Annotated in this window: 15 protein-coding genes; 6 read left to right on the forward strand and 9 right to left on the reverse strand. The window is 71.1% G+C overall.

Features of this window, described 5'->3' with window-relative positions:
* The first annotated feature begins 11 nt into the window (after positions 1 to 11).
* Positions 12 to 725 carry a phosphatase PAP2 family protein gene (locus tag DRB96_RS17470; protein ID WP_112449300.1) on the forward strand — a complete coding sequence of 238 codons (714 nt, stop codon included), beginning with the start codon at positions 12 to 14 and terminating at the stop codon, positions 723 to 725.
* A gap of 170 nt (positions 726 to 895) precedes the next feature.
* Here the strand turns inward: DRB96_RS17470 and DRB96_RS17475 are convergent, their stop codons facing one another.
* Positions 896 to 1,132 carry a hypothetical protein gene (locus DRB96_RS17475; RefSeq protein WP_112449301.1) on the reverse strand — a complete coding sequence of 79 codons (237 nt, stop codon included), beginning with the start codon at positions 1,130 to 1,132 and terminating at the stop codon, positions 896 to 898.
* A gap of 108 nt (positions 1,133 to 1,240) precedes the next feature.
* A complete protein-coding gene (locus DRB96_RS17480) occupies positions 1,241 to 1,465 on the reverse strand; it encodes a hypothetical protein (RefSeq protein ID WP_112449302.1) in 225 nt (74 codons plus the stop codon).
* A 467-nt stretch (positions 1,466 to 1,932) separates the two neighbouring features.
* On the opposite strand from DRB96_RS17480, the gene DRB96_RS17485 reads away from it, so the two are divergent.
* Both DRB96_RS17485 and DRB96_RS43800 read left to right on the forward strand, forming a co-directional pair.
* Entirely contained in the window at positions 1,933 to 2,769 is an 837-nt protein-coding gene (locus DRB96_RS17485) for a hypothetical protein (RefSeq protein ID WP_204357754.1), read from the forward strand.
* Between the two features lie 184 nt (positions 2,770 to 2,953).
* On the forward strand, positions 2,954 to 3,091 hold the full coding sequence (locus DRB96_RS43800) for a hypothetical protein (protein WP_204357755.1): 138 nt from the start codon (positions 2,954 to 2,956) through the stop codon (positions 3,089 to 3,091).
* A 65-nt stretch (positions 3,092 to 3,156) separates the two neighbouring features.
* Here DRB96_RS43800 and DRB96_RS17490 read toward each other — a convergent pair whose 3' ends face one another.
* Complete coding sequence (locus tag DRB96_RS17490; RefSeq protein ID WP_112449303.1) at positions 3,157 to 3,483, reverse strand: metal-sensitive transcriptional regulator; 327 nt, start codon at positions 3,481 to 3,483, stop codon at positions 3,157 to 3,159.
* 194 nt (positions 3,484 to 3,677) lie between these two features.
* On the opposite strand from DRB96_RS17490, the gene DRB96_RS17495 reads away from it, so the two are divergent.
* The gene (locus tag DRB96_RS17495; protein WP_112449304.1) at positions 3,678 to 4,298 is read left to right on the forward strand and encodes a DUF47 family protein; all 621 of its coding nucleotides are present in this window, start codon (positions 3,678 to 3,680) and stop codon (positions 4,296 to 4,298) included.
* Between the two features lie 5 nt (positions 4,299 to 4,303).
* Entirely contained in the window at positions 4,304 to 5,305 is a 1,002-nt protein-coding gene (locus DRB96_RS17500) for an inorganic phosphate transporter (protein WP_112449305.1), read from the forward strand.
* A 126-nt stretch (positions 5,306 to 5,431) separates the two neighbouring features.
* Here DRB96_RS17500 and pstB read toward each other — a convergent pair whose 3' ends face one another.
* The 6 genes from pstB to DRB96_RS17530 form a co-directional block, all read right to left on the reverse strand.
* Positions 5,432 to 6,208 (reverse strand): phosphate ABC transporter ATP-binding protein PstB, encoded by a 777-nt coding sequence (pstB, locus tag DRB96_RS17505; protein ID WP_112449306.1) that lies wholly within the window; start codon positions 6,206 to 6,208, stop codon positions 5,432 to 5,434.
* Positions 6,209 to 6,264: 56 nt separating this feature from the next.
* Positions 6,265 to 7,347: a phosphate ABC transporter permease PstA gene (gene pstA, locus DRB96_RS17510; protein WP_112449307.1), complete on the reverse strand. Its 1,083-nt coding sequence runs from the start codon at positions 7,345 to 7,347 to the stop codon at positions 6,265 to 6,267.
* Positions 7,347 to 8,336, reverse strand: coding sequence for a phosphate ABC transporter permease subunit PstC (pstC, locus tag DRB96_RS17515; protein ID WP_112449308.1), 990 nt, complete (start codon positions 8,334 to 8,336; stop codon positions 7,347 to 7,349). Before pstC ends, pstA begins: the two co-directional genes overlap by 1 nt.
* A 132-nt stretch (positions 8,337 to 8,468) precedes the next feature.
* Entirely contained in the window at positions 8,469 to 9,605 is a 1,137-nt protein-coding gene (pstS, locus tag DRB96_RS17520) for a phosphate ABC transporter substrate-binding protein PstS (RefSeq protein WP_112449309.1), read from the reverse strand.
* Between the two features lie 312 nt (positions 9,606 to 9,917).
* Positions 9,918 to 10,838 carry a CHAD domain-containing protein gene (locus DRB96_RS17525; protein WP_112449310.1) on the reverse strand — a complete coding sequence of 307 codons (921 nt, stop codon included), beginning with the start codon at positions 10,836 to 10,838 and terminating at the stop codon, positions 9,918 to 9,920.
* A 4-nt stretch (positions 10,839 to 10,842) separates the two neighbouring features.
* Positions 10,843 to 13,173, reverse strand: coding sequence for an RNA degradosome polyphosphate kinase (locus DRB96_RS17530; RefSeq protein ID WP_204357756.1), 2,331 nt, complete (start codon positions 13,171 to 13,173; stop codon positions 10,843 to 10,845).
* Between the two features lie 356 nt (positions 13,174 to 13,529).
* On the opposite strand from DRB96_RS17530, the gene DRB96_RS43010 reads away from it, so the two are divergent.
* Positions 13,530 to 14,000 carry a hypothetical protein gene (locus DRB96_RS43010; RefSeq protein WP_162688624.1) on the forward strand — a complete coding sequence of 157 codons (471 nt, stop codon included), beginning with the start codon at positions 13,530 to 13,532 and terminating at the stop codon, positions 13,998 to 14,000.
* Positions 14,001 to 14,084 lie beyond the last annotated feature (84 nt).

Raw genomic sequence — 14,084 nt, forward strand, 5'->3', positions numbered from 1 at the left:
GCCGCATCACCATGGCTGGACTCACAACTGGTGGGCCGAACGTGGATGTAAGCCTGCTGTACGGAATCAACGGACTGGCCCGGCGGGCCCCGGACTGGCTGGACCGGGCGGTCTACGCGGTCGGCGAGTACGGGATCCTGCTCACCCTCGTGCTCCTGGTCCTGTGGTGCTGGCGCGGAGCGCGCCGGCAGGACGAGGCGGCGGCGGTCGAATCCCTCACCGCGCTCGTGTGGGCTCCCCTCGCCGCGGCGGGCGCGCTGCTCCTGAACGTCCCGCTGCGGGAGTTCGTGGGCCGGCCGCGGCCGGCCCAGCAGCACGGCGGGGTCGACGTGCTGGATCCCGGCGCCGGGATCGGGCACAGCCCCTTCTCCTTCGTCAGCGACCACACCACCCTCGCGATGGCCCTGGGCGTCGGCCTGTTCATCGCCCACCGCAAGCTCGGCTTCGTGGGGATCGCCCTGGCCCTGATCGAGGGCTTCACCCGGGTCTACGTGGGCGTGCACTACCCGACCGACGTCATCGGCGGACTCGCGCTGGGCACGGCGGTGGTGCTGCTGCTCGCCCCGCTCGCGATGGCGCTGCTGACCCCGGTGGTGCGGGCGGTGGCCCGGTCCCCGCGGCTGGGCGTACTGGTCCGGGCCGGCGGGCGGGCGCTGCCCCGGCCGCTGGACCTCGCGCCGACCCCGCCGCCGGCGCGCGGCCACGAGAGCGACCTCGCGGCCTGAAGGGCGCCCGACGGGAGCCTGACGGGAGCCCCAGGGGCCTGACGGGCCGGCACCTGGCGGCCGTCAGCCGAGGGCGTACGCGTTCCACACGAACATCACCACGGCCGCCAGCAGGCACAGCGCCGCGCCGCCGAAGCACAGACGCACGGCTGTCGGGCGGGGGCGCGGGCTCACGGGTCGCCGCCGTCCGTGCCCTCGGCGGCTTCGGCCGCGTCGGTGCGGCGGTACTGGGAGCGCAGCCACAGTCCGGTGGCGACGGCCGCGGAGATGGTGACCCCGATGGCCAGGGCCACATCGCCCGGCCCGTCCGCCGTCCCGACCGGTCGGGCCCAGGCCGTGGCGGCCGGGGCGAGCGCGATGAGCAGTGCCCAGAGCAGGGCGGCGAGGCGGGGCGCGGGTCCGGGCATGAGTCAAGGGCATCCGCTCCCGGGCGCGTCGGCCAGCCGGGCCGTCCGAACGGGCGACCCGCAGGCCGGGGGCGATCGGGGCGGGGCGCGGTGCCGGGCGCGAACGCCCTACCGGGCGGTGGCGTGCCCGGCGGCGTCCTTGCGGGCCAGGTCGCGGGAGCGGCGGGCCGGGCCGCGCCAGCCGCAGGTGCAGACGGCCAGACAGAACGCGCCGCGGTCCGAGGTGCTCGTGTCGTGTCCGGCGGGCTCGTGGCCCACCGGTCCCCCGGGATCGCGGGGCAGCGGTACGGCGGAAAGCGGAGGGACGAGGGTCGCTTCGGTGTGCGGTTCCACGCGACCACGGTACCGGGCCGGGGCGGGGTGGGGGACTGCCTTGCACCGGTCGCTTCTCCGACGGCCGGACGGGGCCCGGAGCCCGCCCGGATTCCGGGTGGAACGGGCCAGGAGCAGGCCGGAAGCAGGCCGGAAGCAGGCCGAGAGCAGGCCCGGATCAGCCGCGGATCAGGCCCGGATCAGCCCCGGATCAGGCCCGGAGCCCGCCCGGAGCCTGCCCGGACCGGGCCCCGGACCCGTTCCCGGACCCGTTCCCGGCGCGGCCGGGCGCGCGGCGCACCACCGGGGCGGGAGAACCGGCGTGCGCGCGGTGCCGTGCGCCGTGCGCACGGTTCACGGGTGGTTCGGGCCGTGTTCGCGCGCCGTTCGTGCGGGGCCCCCGGCCGTGACGGGAGGCCCCGGACCTCGTTAAGCGGAGCGGGTGGGCCTCGGGCAGACAGCGGTCACGCGTTGGGGGTTGGCAGGCGATGGTGGTGCACCAGCACAGGCGGAGGCCGGGGCGCGCGGGTCGGACGGCGTTCGCGGTCGGCCTGGCTCTCTCGGTGGCGGCGTTGAGCGGATGCGGCGGCGACGCGGCCGCCGGCGACGACCGGCCCGCCGACGACCCCGCGGCGGCGGTCCGCGCAGCCGCGGACACGCTGGCGAAGACCGGCAGCGCGCGGGCCCGTACGGCGATGGAAATGGCGACCGGCGGCACCCGGGTCACGATCCGGGGCGAGGGCGGGGTCGACTTCAAGAGCCGGATGGGCCAGCTCCTGGTGATGCTCCCGGACGACGCCAAGGGCAAGGCCGAGCACCGGCCCATGACCGAGCTGCTGGTGCCCGGCGCGCTCTACATGAAGAACCGGGGCGCCGGCGTTCCCGACGACAAGTGGGTGCGGGTCGACACGACGGCCCTCGCCGACGGGAACCTCGTCACGGGCGGGGCCACCGATCCGATGGCCGCCGCGGAGCTGCTGCGCGGCGCGCAGGCGGTGACGTACGTCGGCGAGACCGAGGTGGCCGGGACCAAGGTGCGGCACTACCGGGGTACGACCGACATCGCGCGGGCCGCCGCGGCCGCCTCGCCCGCGGTGAAGGGGTCCCTGGAAGCCGCGGCGAAAGGGTTCAGCAAAGACGCGGTGCCCTTCGACGCCTACCTCGACGCCGAGGGCCGGCTGCGGAAGGTCTGCCACCGCTTCACCTATGTCAACAATGGCGTGATCGATGTGTCCTCCACCACGCTGCTCTACGGCTTCGGGACCCCGGTCACCGTCGTTTTGCCGGCAGAAGAGGACATTTACGCGGGAAAGATCGCCGACTAGTCGGCGGGACCCGTACGGGGCGGCGCGATCGGGCCATGGCCGGCCATTGGTCCGGTGTGGGGGGGGCCGGAAATGGTCCATCCGTGTCATGCGCGCCGGGCCGCGTGCTCCCTACGCTGAGAACCGAGCGCCGACGACCGGACGACGGCAGAGAGAGGTGACACGAGTGACTCCCGCTGGCGCCATGACGGTGCAGGACAACGTGGCCCTCGCCGAGATCGAGATGTGCGGCGAGCTGATCATCGCGGCCTCGGCCGCGGTCGAGGAGCGGCTCAGTCAGGACCGGATCGACGAGGTGCTGATGGGCATCTGCTCCGGCTGACTCCGCCGACCCGCTCCACCCTGTACGTCTCCGGGGTGCTCCGGCCCGACCCGCGCCCGCCGCGGTCAGGTGCGCAGCAGCCGGGCGATCGCCTTCGTCGCTTCCTCCACCTTGGCGTCGATCTCGCCGCCGCCCTTGACGGCCGCGTCCGCGACGCAGTGGCGCAGGTGCTCCTCCAGCAGCTGGAGCGCGAAGGACTGCAGTGCCTTCGTGCTCGCCGAGACCTGGGTGAGTATGTCGATGCAGTAGACGTCCTCGTCGACGAGGCGCTGGAGGCCCCGGATCTGGCCCTCGATCCGCCGGAGCCGCTTGAGGTGCTCGTCCTTCTGGTGGTGGTAGCCGTGCACCGCGCCCGCTTCGGCTCCGGAGCCCTCCGCCTGGATGGCAGTCATGCGTCCTCCCGTGGTCCGGATCGAGGGGTGTATACCCCTCATGGGTATAGGGTACCGGCCCCCGGTCGCGGGGGCAGGGGCCCGTGGTCCTCACTCTGCCTGATGGAGGACACTGGGGAACTGCCGGTTAGCCGTGGCCGGGGGATGCGCCTAGCATCAGCCTGACCGAATCCAATGCACCCCGAGGACCTCACGTGCGATTTCGTCTGACCCCCAGGGAGACGAGCTTCTACGACATGTTCGCCGCATCCGCGGACAACATCGTCACGGGCTCGAAGCTCCTGATGGAACTGCTCGGAGCGGACTCCTCCGCCCGAGCCGAGATCGCGGAGCGGATGCGGGCAGCGGAGCACGCGGGGGATGACGCCACCCACGCGATCTTCCACCAGCTCAACTCCTCCTTCATCACGCCGTTCGACCGCGAGGACATCTACAACCTGGCGTCCTGCCTCGACGACATCATGGACTTCATGGAAGAGGCGGTCGACCTGGTCGTCCTCTACAACGTGGAGGAGCTCCCCAAGGGCGTCGAGCAGCAGATCGAGGTACTGGCGCGCGCGGCCGAGCTGACCGCCGAGGCCATGCCCCACCTGCGCACCATGACGAACCTGACCGAGTACTGGATCGAGGTCAACCGCCTCGAGAACCAGGCCGACCAGATCCACCGCAAGCTGCTCGCCCAGCTCTTCAACGGCAAGTACGACGCCATGGAGGTGCTGAAGCTCAAGCAGATCGTCGACGTGCTCGAAGAGGCGGCCGACGCGTTCGAGCACGTCGCGAACACGGTGGAGACCATCGCGGTCAAGGAGTCCTGAACCTCGTGGACACCTTCGCTCTGATCGTGACCATCGGTGTCGCGCTCGGATTCACGTACACCAACGGTTTCCACGACTCTGCGAACGCGATCGCGACCTCGGTCTCGACCCGCGCGCTGACCCCGCGCGCCGCGCTCGCCATGGCCGCGGTGATGAACCTCGCCGGCGCCTTCCTCGGCAGCGGGGTCGCCAAGACGGTCAGCGAGGGCCTGATCGAGACGCCCCACGGGAACCGGGGCATGTGGATCCTCTTCGCGGCGCTGGTCGGCGCGATCGTGTGGAACCTGATCACCTGGTACTTCGGCCTGCCCTCGTCCTCCTCGCACGCGCTGTTCGGCGGCATGGTGGGCGCGGCGCTGGCGGGCGGCACCGAGGTGCTCTGGTCGGGAGTGGTCGACAAGGTCGTCATCCCGATGTTCGTCTCGCCGGTCGTCGGCCTCGTCGTCGGCTACCTGGTGATGGTCGCCATCCTGTGGATGTTCCGCCGGGCCAACCCGCACAAGGCCAAGCGCGGATTCCGCATCGCGCAGACGGTCTCGGCGGCCGGCATGGCGCTGGGTCACGGTCTGCAGGACGCGCAGAAGACCATGGGCATCGTGATGATGGCCCTGGTCATCGCCGACGTGCAGAACGCGGGCGACGAGATCCCGGTCTGGGTCAAGATCGCCTGTGCCGTGATGCTCTCGCTGGGTACGTACGCGGGCGGCTGGCGCATCATGCGCACCCTCGGCCGCAAGATCATCGAGCTGGACCCGCCGCAGGGCTTCGCGGCGGAGACCACCGGCGCCTCGATCATGTTCGGTTCGGCGTTCCTCTTCCACGCGCCGATCTCCACGACCCACGTGATCACCTCGGCGATCATGGGCGTGGGCGCCACCAAGCGCGTGAACGCGGTCCGCTGGGGCGTCGCCAAGAACATCATCCTGGGCTGGTTCATCACCATGCCGGCGGCCGCGCTCGTGGCGGCCGTCAGCTTCTGGATCGTGAACCTGGCCTTCGTGAACTAGCCGTACGGGCAGCAGCGCGACGGCGGAACGAAAGCGGGCCGGCTCCCCCCACCCAGGGGGAGCCGGCCCTTTCGCCTTGCGGTGGCACCGCCATGCAGCACCGCAGGACGCTCATCACATCCGGGTCTAGCCGAAGCGGCCCGAGATGTAGTCCTCGGTCGCCTGGACGGACGGGTTCGAGAAGATCCGGTCCGTGTCGTCGATCTCGACGAGCTTGCCGGGCTGGCCGACCGCGGAGAGGTTGAAGAAGGCGGTTCGGTCCGAGACGCGGGCCGCCTGCTGCATGTTGTGCGTCACGATGACGATCGTGAAGCGCTCCTTGAGCTCGCCGATCAGGTCCTCGATGGCGAGGGTGGAGATCGGGTCGAGGGCCGAGCAGGGCTCGTCCATCAGGAGGACCTGGGGCTCGACCGCGATGGCGCGGGCGATGCACAGGCGCTGCTGCTGGCCGCCGGAGAGGCCGGAGCCGGGCTTGTTCAGGCGGTCCTTGACCTCGTTCCAGAGGTTGGCGCCCTGGAGGGACTTCTCGACGATCTCGGCGAGCTCGGACTTCTTGAAGGAGCCGTTGAGCCGCAGGCCCGCCGCCACGTTGTCGAAGATCGACATGGTGGGGAAGGGGTTCGGGCGCTGGAAGACCATGCCGACCGTGCGGCGGACCGCGACGGGGTCCACGCCGGGGCCGTACAGGTTCTCGTCGTCCAGCAGCACCTTGCCCTCGACGCGGCCGCCGGGGGTGACCTCGTGCATGCGGTTCAGGGTGCGCAGGAAGGTGGACTTGCCGCAGCCGGAGGGGCCGATGAAGGCGGTCACGGAGCGGGGCTCCACGGTCATCGAGATGTCGTCGATGGCCTTGTGGGTGCCGTAGAAGGCGGACAGTCCGCTGACGTCGATTCGCTTGGCCATGATGGTTACTTCGCTTTCATGTGGTCACCGCGGCGGAGCCGCTAATGGACTCGCTTTTAGCGACCGGTCTTCGGGGCCTTCCAGCGGGCGATGCCGCGAGCCACCAGATTGAGGATCATGACGAAGGCGATCAGGACGAGCGCTGCGCCCCATGCCCGGTCGTAGGAGGCTTCACTGCCGACCTTGTACTGCTCCCAGATGTAGAGGGGGAGCGAGGACTGAGGGCCTTCGAAAGGGTTGTTGTTGATCAGCTGGGTGCCGAAGACCAGCAGCATGATCGGTGCGGTCTCGCCGGCGATACGGGCGACGGCCAGCATCACGCCGGTGGAGATACCGCCGATCGCGGTGGGGAGCACGACCTTGAGGATCACGCGCCACTTCGGCACACCGAGGGCCAGGGCGGCCTCGCGCAGCTCGTTCGGGACGAGCTTGAGCATCTCCTCGGTGGAGCGGACCACGACGGGCATCATCAGGATCGACAGGGCCATCGAGCCGGCGAAGCCGGAGGGGCCGAAGCCGAGCATCAGGTTCCACGTCGTCAGGATGAACAGACCCGCGACGATGGAGGGGATGCCGGTCATGACGTCGACGAAGAAGGTGACGGCCTTGGCGAGCGAGCCCTTGCCGTACTCGACCAGGTAGACGGCGGTCAGCAGGCCGATGGGGGCCGAGATCGCGGTGGCCAGGGCGACCTGCTCGATGGTGCCGAGCAGTGCGTGGTAGACGCCGCCGCCGGGCTCGAAGCTGGTCACGCCGTTCATCGAGTGGCCGAGGAAGTCCCCGTCGAGGACCGTCATGCCGCGGCTGATCGTCGTCCACAGCAGCGAGAGCAGCGGGACGAGGGCGAGGACGAAGCAGACCCAGACGACGGAGGTGGCGACCCGGTCCTTGGCCTGACGGCGGTTCTCGACGATCGAGCTGGCGGTGTACGTGACGATCACGAAGAGGATGGCCGCGAGCAGACCCCACTGGATCTTGCTGTCGAGGCCGAAGAGGGTGCCGAGGCCACAGCCGAGGGCGACCGAGAGGACGGCGATGCCGGCCGGGGCCCAGCGGGGCAGGTGGCCCTGCGTCAGGCTGCTGGGGGCGGCGGACTTGGTGGCCCGGGAGGGGCGCGGGTCCTGGAGTGCGTGGCTCATCAGGCGTTCGCCCCCGAGAAGTCCTTGCGACGGGCGATGATCAGCCGGGCTGCGCCGTTGACCAGCAGGGTGAGCAGGAAGAGCACGAGGCCGGAGGCGATCAGTGCGTCGCGGCCGAACTGGTTGGCCTCGTCGAACTTCGCGGCGATGTTCTGCGCGAACGTGCCGCCGCCCGGGTCCAGGATGTGGCCGGAGATCAGGAAGCTCGGGGAGAGGACGGTCGCGACGGCCATCGTCTCGCCGAGCGCGCGGCCGAGGCCCAGCATCGAGGCGGAGATGACACCGGAGCGGCCGAAGGGCAGCACCGACAACCGGATGACTTCCCAGCGGGTCGCGCCGAGGGCCAGTGCGGCTTCCTCGTTCATGCGCGGGACCTGCAGGAAGACCTCGCGGCTGACGCTGGTCACGATCGGCAGGATCATGATCGCGAGCAGGATGCCGACGGTGAAGAGCGAGCGCGCGACGCCGACCTGGGTCTTGTCGAAGACGTAGGTCCAGCCCATGTACTCGTCGAGCCAGAAGTTCAGCCCCGCGAGCTGCGGGACGAGGAAGAGGGCGCCCCAGATGCCGTAGATGATCGACGGCACGGCGGCCAGCAGGTCGACCACGTAGGCGAGCGGGGCGGCCAGCTTGCGCGGCGCGTAGTGCGAGATGAAGAGGGCGATGCCGACGGCGATCGGAACCGCGATGGCCATCGCGATGATCGAGCTGACGACGGTGCCGAAGAGCAGGACGGCGATGCCGAAGACGGGGGGGTTGCCCGAAGCGTTCCAGTCGAACGTGGTGAGGAAGTTGCCCTCGTTGTCCGCCAGAGCGATGGACGCGCGGTAGGTGAGGAAGGCGGCGATCGACGCCATGATCACCAGGAGCAGGATGCCGGAGCCCTTGGAGAGGCCGGCGAAGATCTTGTCACCGGCGCGGCCGGTGGACCTTCCGCTCTTGGAGACAGGCGGAGCCGTGTCTATCTGGGTGGGTGTGGTGGAAGCCATGATCTTTCCGGTCTGGATGGGGGGCAGGCCCCCTGGCGGCGGTGCACCGGATCCCCTGGGTGGAGGGGAGGGTCCCCGGGCCGGTCCGCTCCCCGGACGGGGGGAGCGGACCGGATGGTCCGGGGGTCTTTATCAGGCGAGCTTCGCGATGACTTCGCGGACCTTGGCGTTGATCTCGGCCGGGATCGGGGCGTAGCCGTTCTCCAGCAGGATCTTCTGGCCCGCGTCGGACGCGGCGTAGTTCAGGAAGGACTTCAGGGTCGGGAGCGTCTCGGCCTTGTTGCCCTTGTCGCAGACGGCCTCGTAGGTCACCAGGACGATCGGGTAGGCACCCTCGGCCTTGGTGGCGTAGTCGAGCTTCAGTGCCAGGTCGTCGCCGGTGCCGGAGATCTTGGCGGCGGCGATGGCCTTGGAGGCGTTCTCGCCGGTGGCCTTGACCGGAGCGGCGGCGCCCGTGTTCACGTCCACGGTCTTGATGCTCTGCGAGGAGGCGTAGGAGAGCTCGAAGTAGCCGATCGCGCCGTCAACGGCCTTGACCTGCGAGGCGACACCGGAGGAGCCGGAGGCGGCCTGGCCACCCGGGGCCGCCCACTTCTTCGCGGGGTCGAACGTCCAGGCCTCGGGAGCGGCGGCCTTGAGGTACTTGGTGAGGTTCTCGGTGGTGCCCGAGTCCTCGGAGCGGTGGAACGCCTGGATCGCGGTGGCGGGAAGCGTGACGCCGGGGTTCAGCTTCTTGATCGCCTCGTCGTCCCACTTCTTGATCTTGTCGCTGAAGATCGCGGCGAGGGTGGGGGCGTCCAGCGTCAGCTTGTCCACGCCGGCGACGTTGAAGCCGATGGCGATCGGGCCGCCGACCATCGGGAGGTCGATGCCCTGGCCGCCGGTGCAGATCTTCTTCGATTCCTCGACCTGGTCGGGCTTCAGCGCGGAGTCCGTACCGGCGAAACTGACCGTGCCCTGGTTGAAGGCGACGATGCCCTCACCGGAGGAGACCGACTTGTAGTTGACCTCGACGCCGGAGCAGGCGGCCATGTAGTTCTTGACCCACAGGTCCACCGCGTTCTTCTGCGCGGAGGAGCCGGAGCCGAGGAGCTTGCCCTTGGCGCCGTCGCACTTGATGTCGCCCGCAGCGGCGGAAGGCTTGCCCGAGGCGCCGGCGTCGTTCTTGGTGTTGTCGTCCGAGCCGCACGCCGTGAGGACCAGGGCGCCGGACACGACGAGCGCCCCGAGGGCGGAGGCACGAAGCATGTTCTTGCGCTGAAGCTTCACTTTCGGGTGTTTCCTTCCAGAAGCCGCCGGCCGCTTTCTGCGTCCGGGCGGCGTGCGAAGAGGACTACGTCGGTTGCCCGGGAGAGCCGCTCGCCTTGGCGGCGGCCCGTCCCTTGCTCCTACGAAGTTAGGCAGATCAGGTGAAGCGGCCGACCGGGGTAAGTGAACGGATGGTGAACCGTGGCGGACGGGGTGGTGTGTCCGGACGGGGACACCACCGGACGTCATCTTCCGTTATCCGGCCGTTACCGTAGCGTGATCGCCCGGGCTCCCCGGAACCACGCCTCAGACGCATGCCCTCAGACCTCGCCCTCAGACGCCGGCGTGGCTGGTTTTCGGCTGCCAGATGTGGTGGAAGGTGGCGCGCGAGGCCTCGACCTCGTGGCGCTGGTCCGCGTGCAGGACACCGAGGGCGTAGGCCGTGGCCGGGGCGATACGAGGGGTCCGCGCGGCCGTGGCCGACGCGCCGGCCGCCTCCGCCGCGTCCCGGTGGCGGTCCAGGGCCTCGCCGGCGGCCGCCAGCCGGGCCACGTCCTCGCCCAGCGCCTCGCGTGCGTAGCGGTGGACCCGCAGCAGGCGGCGCACCTCGTTCCACGGGCCGTCGTGATCCGCGTTGTACGGGTGGGAGGGGCAGGGGGACGGCAGCGAGGCCACCGCCCCGCACAGGCGGGATTCGGCCACCGCTGCCAGCGGGGCCAGGACGTCGTCCACCGTGCCGCGGGCCGCGACCGGTTCCAGCGGGACCTCGGAGGCCAGCACCGCCACCGCGTCCGCGACCGCGTGGAAGCGGGAGGAACCCAGCGCCTGGAGGGTCGCCGAGTGGGCGCGGGTGCGCGACAGGGTCAGCTGGCGCTCCAGCAGGGCGCCCGCGCGCGCCGAGCCCACGGTCAGCGAGCCCGCCGCGCCGCGCGGCGCCGGGACCTCGGGGGTCCCCGTGAGCCGGTGCAGGGCGTCCATCAGCCGGGCCAGCCGGGCGGCGTGGCCGTGCTCGTCGGCCAGCGTCGAGGAGAGCCAGACCAGCTCGGTGCGCAGCGAGTCCGCCCACGAGGAGTCGGCCACCGCTCTGAAGGTGGCCAGCGAGGACGAGATGCGGCGCGCCGCCCCCCGCAGGCTGCGCGCCGCCTCACTGCCTTCGGCGGCTCCGCTCACTGCGCTTTCGTCGTGCAGGCGCAGCCCCCGCAGGAAAGCGGTGGCCTGCGCGCGCAGGTACGTACCGAGTACGTCGCCTGCCATCAGGTCATGGTTTGGCTGAGCCACGCCGGCGCCTCCGGGCGTCTATGAGCATCTCCTGAACGTGCCGCAGCGGCTGGCCCTCGCTGTCGGTGCTGTGCCGGGTCCATTCGCCGTCCGGGCCCAGGTGCCAGGAGGTGGTGGCGTCGGACATCCCGGTTTCCAGCAGCCGGTCCAGTGCCGCGCGGTGGCCCGGGTCGACGACCCTGACCAGTGCTTCGATACGGCGGTCGAGATTGCGGTGCATCATGTCGGCGCTGCCGATGTACACCTCGGGTTCGCCGCCGTTGCCGAAGGCGAAGACCCGGGAGTGCTCCAGGAAGCGGCCGAGGATGGAGCGGACCCGGATGTTGTCCGAGAGCCCGGGGACCCCGGGGCGGATCGCGCAGATGCCGCGGACCCAGATGTCGATGGGCACGCCGGCCTGCGAGGCCCGGTAGAGCGAGTCGATGAGCGCCTCGTCGACGATCGAGTTCATCTTGAGGCGCACGTACGCGGGGCGGCCGGCCCGGTGGTGGGCGGCCTCCTTGTCGATCCGGGAGATCAGGCCGTCGCGCAGCGAGCGCGGGGCCACCAGCAGCCGGCGGTAGGTCTCGCGGCGCGAGTAGCCGGACAGCCGGTTGAAGAGGTCGGAGAGGTCGGCGCCGACCTGGGAGTCGGCGGTGAGCAGGCCGAGGTCCTCGTAGAGCCGTGCCGTCTTGGGGTGGTAGTTGCCGGTGCCGACGTGGGAGTAGCGGCGCAGCGTGTCGCCCTCCTGGCGGACGACGAGCGAGAGCTTGCAGTGGGTCTTGAGGCCGACGAGGCCGTAGACGACGTGGCAGCCGGACTCCTCCAGCTTGCGCGCCCATTTGATGTTGGCCTGCTCGTCGAAGCGGGCCTTGATCTCGACGAGTACGAGGACCTGCTTGCCGGATTCGGCGGCGTCGATCAGGGCGTCGACGATCGGGGAGTCGCCGGAGGTCCGGTACAGCGTCTGCTTGATGGCGAGGACGTCCGGGTCGGCGGCGGCCTGCTCCAGGAAGGCCTGCACCGAGGTGGAGAAGGAGTCGTACGGGTGGTGCAGCAGCACGTCCCGCTCGCGCAGCGCGGCGAAGATGTCGGGCGCGGACGCGGACTCGACCTCGGCGAGGTCGCGGTGCGTGCCGGCGACGAACTTCGGGAACTTCAGCTCCGGGCGGTCCAGCGAGGCGATCCCGAAGAGCGCGGTCAGGTCCAGGGGACCGGGCAGCGGGTACACCTCGGAGGGGTTGACCTTCAGCTCCTGCACGAGGAGGTCCAGGACGCCGGGGTCGATGGACTCCTCCACTTCCAGGCGGACCGGCGGGCCGAAGCGGCGGTTCCTGAGCTCCTTCTCCAGGGCCTGCAGGAGGTTCTCGGCGTCGTCCTCCTCGACCTCGAGGTCCTCGTTGCGGGTCACGCGGAACATGTGGTGCGCGAGCACCTCCATGCCGGGGAACAGCTCCTCCAGGTGCGCGGCGATGACGTCCTCCAGGGGGACGTAGCGCTGCGGGGAGGCCTCCAGGAAGCGGGAGAGGAGCGGCGGGACCTTGACGCGGGCGAAGTGGCGGTGGCCGCTGACGGGATTGCGCACGACGACGGCCAGGTTCAGGGACAGGCCGGAGATGTACGGGAACGGGTGCGCGGGGTCGACGGCCAGCGGGGTGAGCACCGGGAAGATCTGGTTGCGGAACAGGGTGAAGAGGCGCGCCTGCTCCTTCTCGGTGAGGTCGGGCCACCGGATGAGGTGGACGCCCTCCTCGGCGAGCTGCGGGGAGATGTCCTGCTGGAAGCAGGCGGCGTGGCGGGCCATGAGCTCGCGGGAGCGGGTCCAGATGAGGTCGAGGACCTCACGGGGCTGCAGGCCTGAGGCCGAACGGGTGGCGACGCCGGTCGCGATGCGGCGCTTGAGGCCGGCGACGCGGACCATGAAGAACTCGTCGAGGTTGCTCGCGAAGATCGCCAGGAAGTTCGCCCGCTCCAGGAGGGGCGTCGTCGGGTCCTCGGCGAGCTCCAGCACCCGCTCGTTGAAGGCGAGCCAGCTGCGCTCCCGGTCGAGGAAGCGGCCCGCGGGCAGCTCACCGGTGTCCTTCTCGTCGTAGGCGTCCAGATCCGCGTCGAGATCCGGTTCCAGATCGACGTGCGGGCGGTGGGCGGCTATGGAGCCGAGGCGCGCGTGTGCGCCCGTGGCCGCGCGCGCGGCGACCGCCTCGGGCGTGGCGGCGGCGGCGGCCACGGACGCGGAGACGTCGGCGGCCGAGGGCGCGGACGGGGACGCGAACTTCTGCGGCGGCTGCTGGGAGGGGACCTCGGTGGGGCCTGCGCTGGGCTTGTGGCTCATGACTCCATTCTTCCGCGCACGCGGCAGGACAGGCGCGTCGGAAGTGTCGGCCGTCAGTCGGAGTCGGGGCTGCATGCGGTCAGCTTCGCGAGCGCGCGTGAATGGGTGGTTAATGGTGTGTGGCTTCCGGGGGCCGGGAGCGTGGCGGGGCCGGGGCCGGGGCCTGTCGGCCCGGGGCCCGCCCCGCAGCCCGGCCCTGGCTGCGCCGGGGCACCTGGGGCTGCGCCGGGGAGTCCCGGGCTGCGCCCGGGCACCTGGGGCTCCGCCCCGCACCCCGCGCCTCACACTCCCCCGGCTACCGCTGGGAGGTGCCCCCTGGCGGGGCTGGATCCGGCCGCGGGCCGGGGTTGGCCGGCGTGGCCGGGCTGGGTTCTGCCGTCGGGTGGAGTGCGGGCCGATCGGCTCGGGCCGCGCGGGGGTGCGGGACGGCAGGGGGTTCGGCGGGCACCGCCCTGCGCAACGCCGCCATCGCCGCGAACAGCACCCCCGCGAGCGACACGCTCAACCTCGCGCCCGGGTGCACGTACGGGCTGACCAGCGAGCTGCCGGCCTTCACGGCGCCGACGGTCGTCAACGGCAGCGGCGCCGTGATCACCCGGGCGGCGGGCACGTTCCGCATCCTGACCGTCGACCGCGGCAGCCTGACCCTGCGGACCACGGTCGTCACCAATGGGGACGCCTCCGGCAGCGCCGTCGCGAACGGCGCCGGCGGCGGGATCGTCGTCACCGGCAACGGCACCCTCACGGTGACGGCGAGCGTGGTCCGCGCCAACGCGGCGGCCTCGCCAACGGAGTGCCGTCCGTCGCCGCCGGGACCGCGGCGCTGAACGCGGCCGGCGTCACCGGCAACACGGCGACCGGCGGGGCCACCGGCGGGATCCACGACAACGGCGGCGCCGTGTCCCTGCGGG

Source organism: Streptomyces sp. ICC1 (assembly GCF_003287935.1).
GTDB classification, from domain to species: Bacteria; Actinomycetota; Actinomycetes; order Streptomycetales; family Streptomycetaceae; genus Streptomyces; species Streptomyces tritrimontium.

Bases quoted from the DNA above. Each gene is read 5' to 3' on its own strand.
- DRB96_RS17490 (WP_112449303.1), bottom strand. From the start codon at position 3,483: ATGACTGCCATCCAGGCGGAGGGCTCCGGAGCCGAAGCGGGCGCGGTG.
- DRB96_RS17485 (WP_204357754.1), top strand. From the start codon at position 1,933: ATGGTGGTGCACCAGCACAGGCGGAGGCCGGGGCGCGCGGGTCGGACG.
- DRB96_RS17525 (WP_112449310.1), bottom strand. From the start codon at position 10,838: ATGGCAGGCGACGTACTCGGTACGTACCTGCGCGCGCAGGCCACCGCT.
- pstB (WP_112449306.1), bottom strand. From the start codon at position 6,208: ATGGCCAAGCGAATCGACGTCAGCGGACTGTCCGCCTTCTACGGCACC.
- DRB96_RS43800 (WP_204357755.1), top strand. From the start codon at position 2,954: ATGACGGTGCAGGACAACGTGGCCCTCGCCGAGATCGAGATGTGCGGC.
- DRB96_RS17530 (WP_204357756.1), bottom strand. From the start codon at position 13,173: ATGAGCCACAAGCCCAGCGCAGGCCCCACCGAGGTCCCCTCCCAGCAG.
- pstC (WP_112449308.1), bottom strand. From the start codon at position 8,336: ATGGCTTCCACCACACCCACCCAGATAGACACGGCTCCGCCTGTCTCC.
- pstA (WP_112449307.1), bottom strand. From the start codon at position 7,347: ATGAGCCACGCACTCCAGGACCCGCGCCCCTCCCGGGCCACCAAGTCC.
- DRB96_RS17475 (WP_112449301.1), bottom strand. From the start codon at position 1,132: ATGCCCGGACCCGCGCCCCGCCTCGCCGCCCTGCTCTGGGCACTGCTC.
- DRB96_RS17470 (WP_112449300.1), top strand. From the start codon at position 12: ATGGCTGGACTCACAACTGGTGGGCCGAACGTGGATGTAAGCCTGCTG.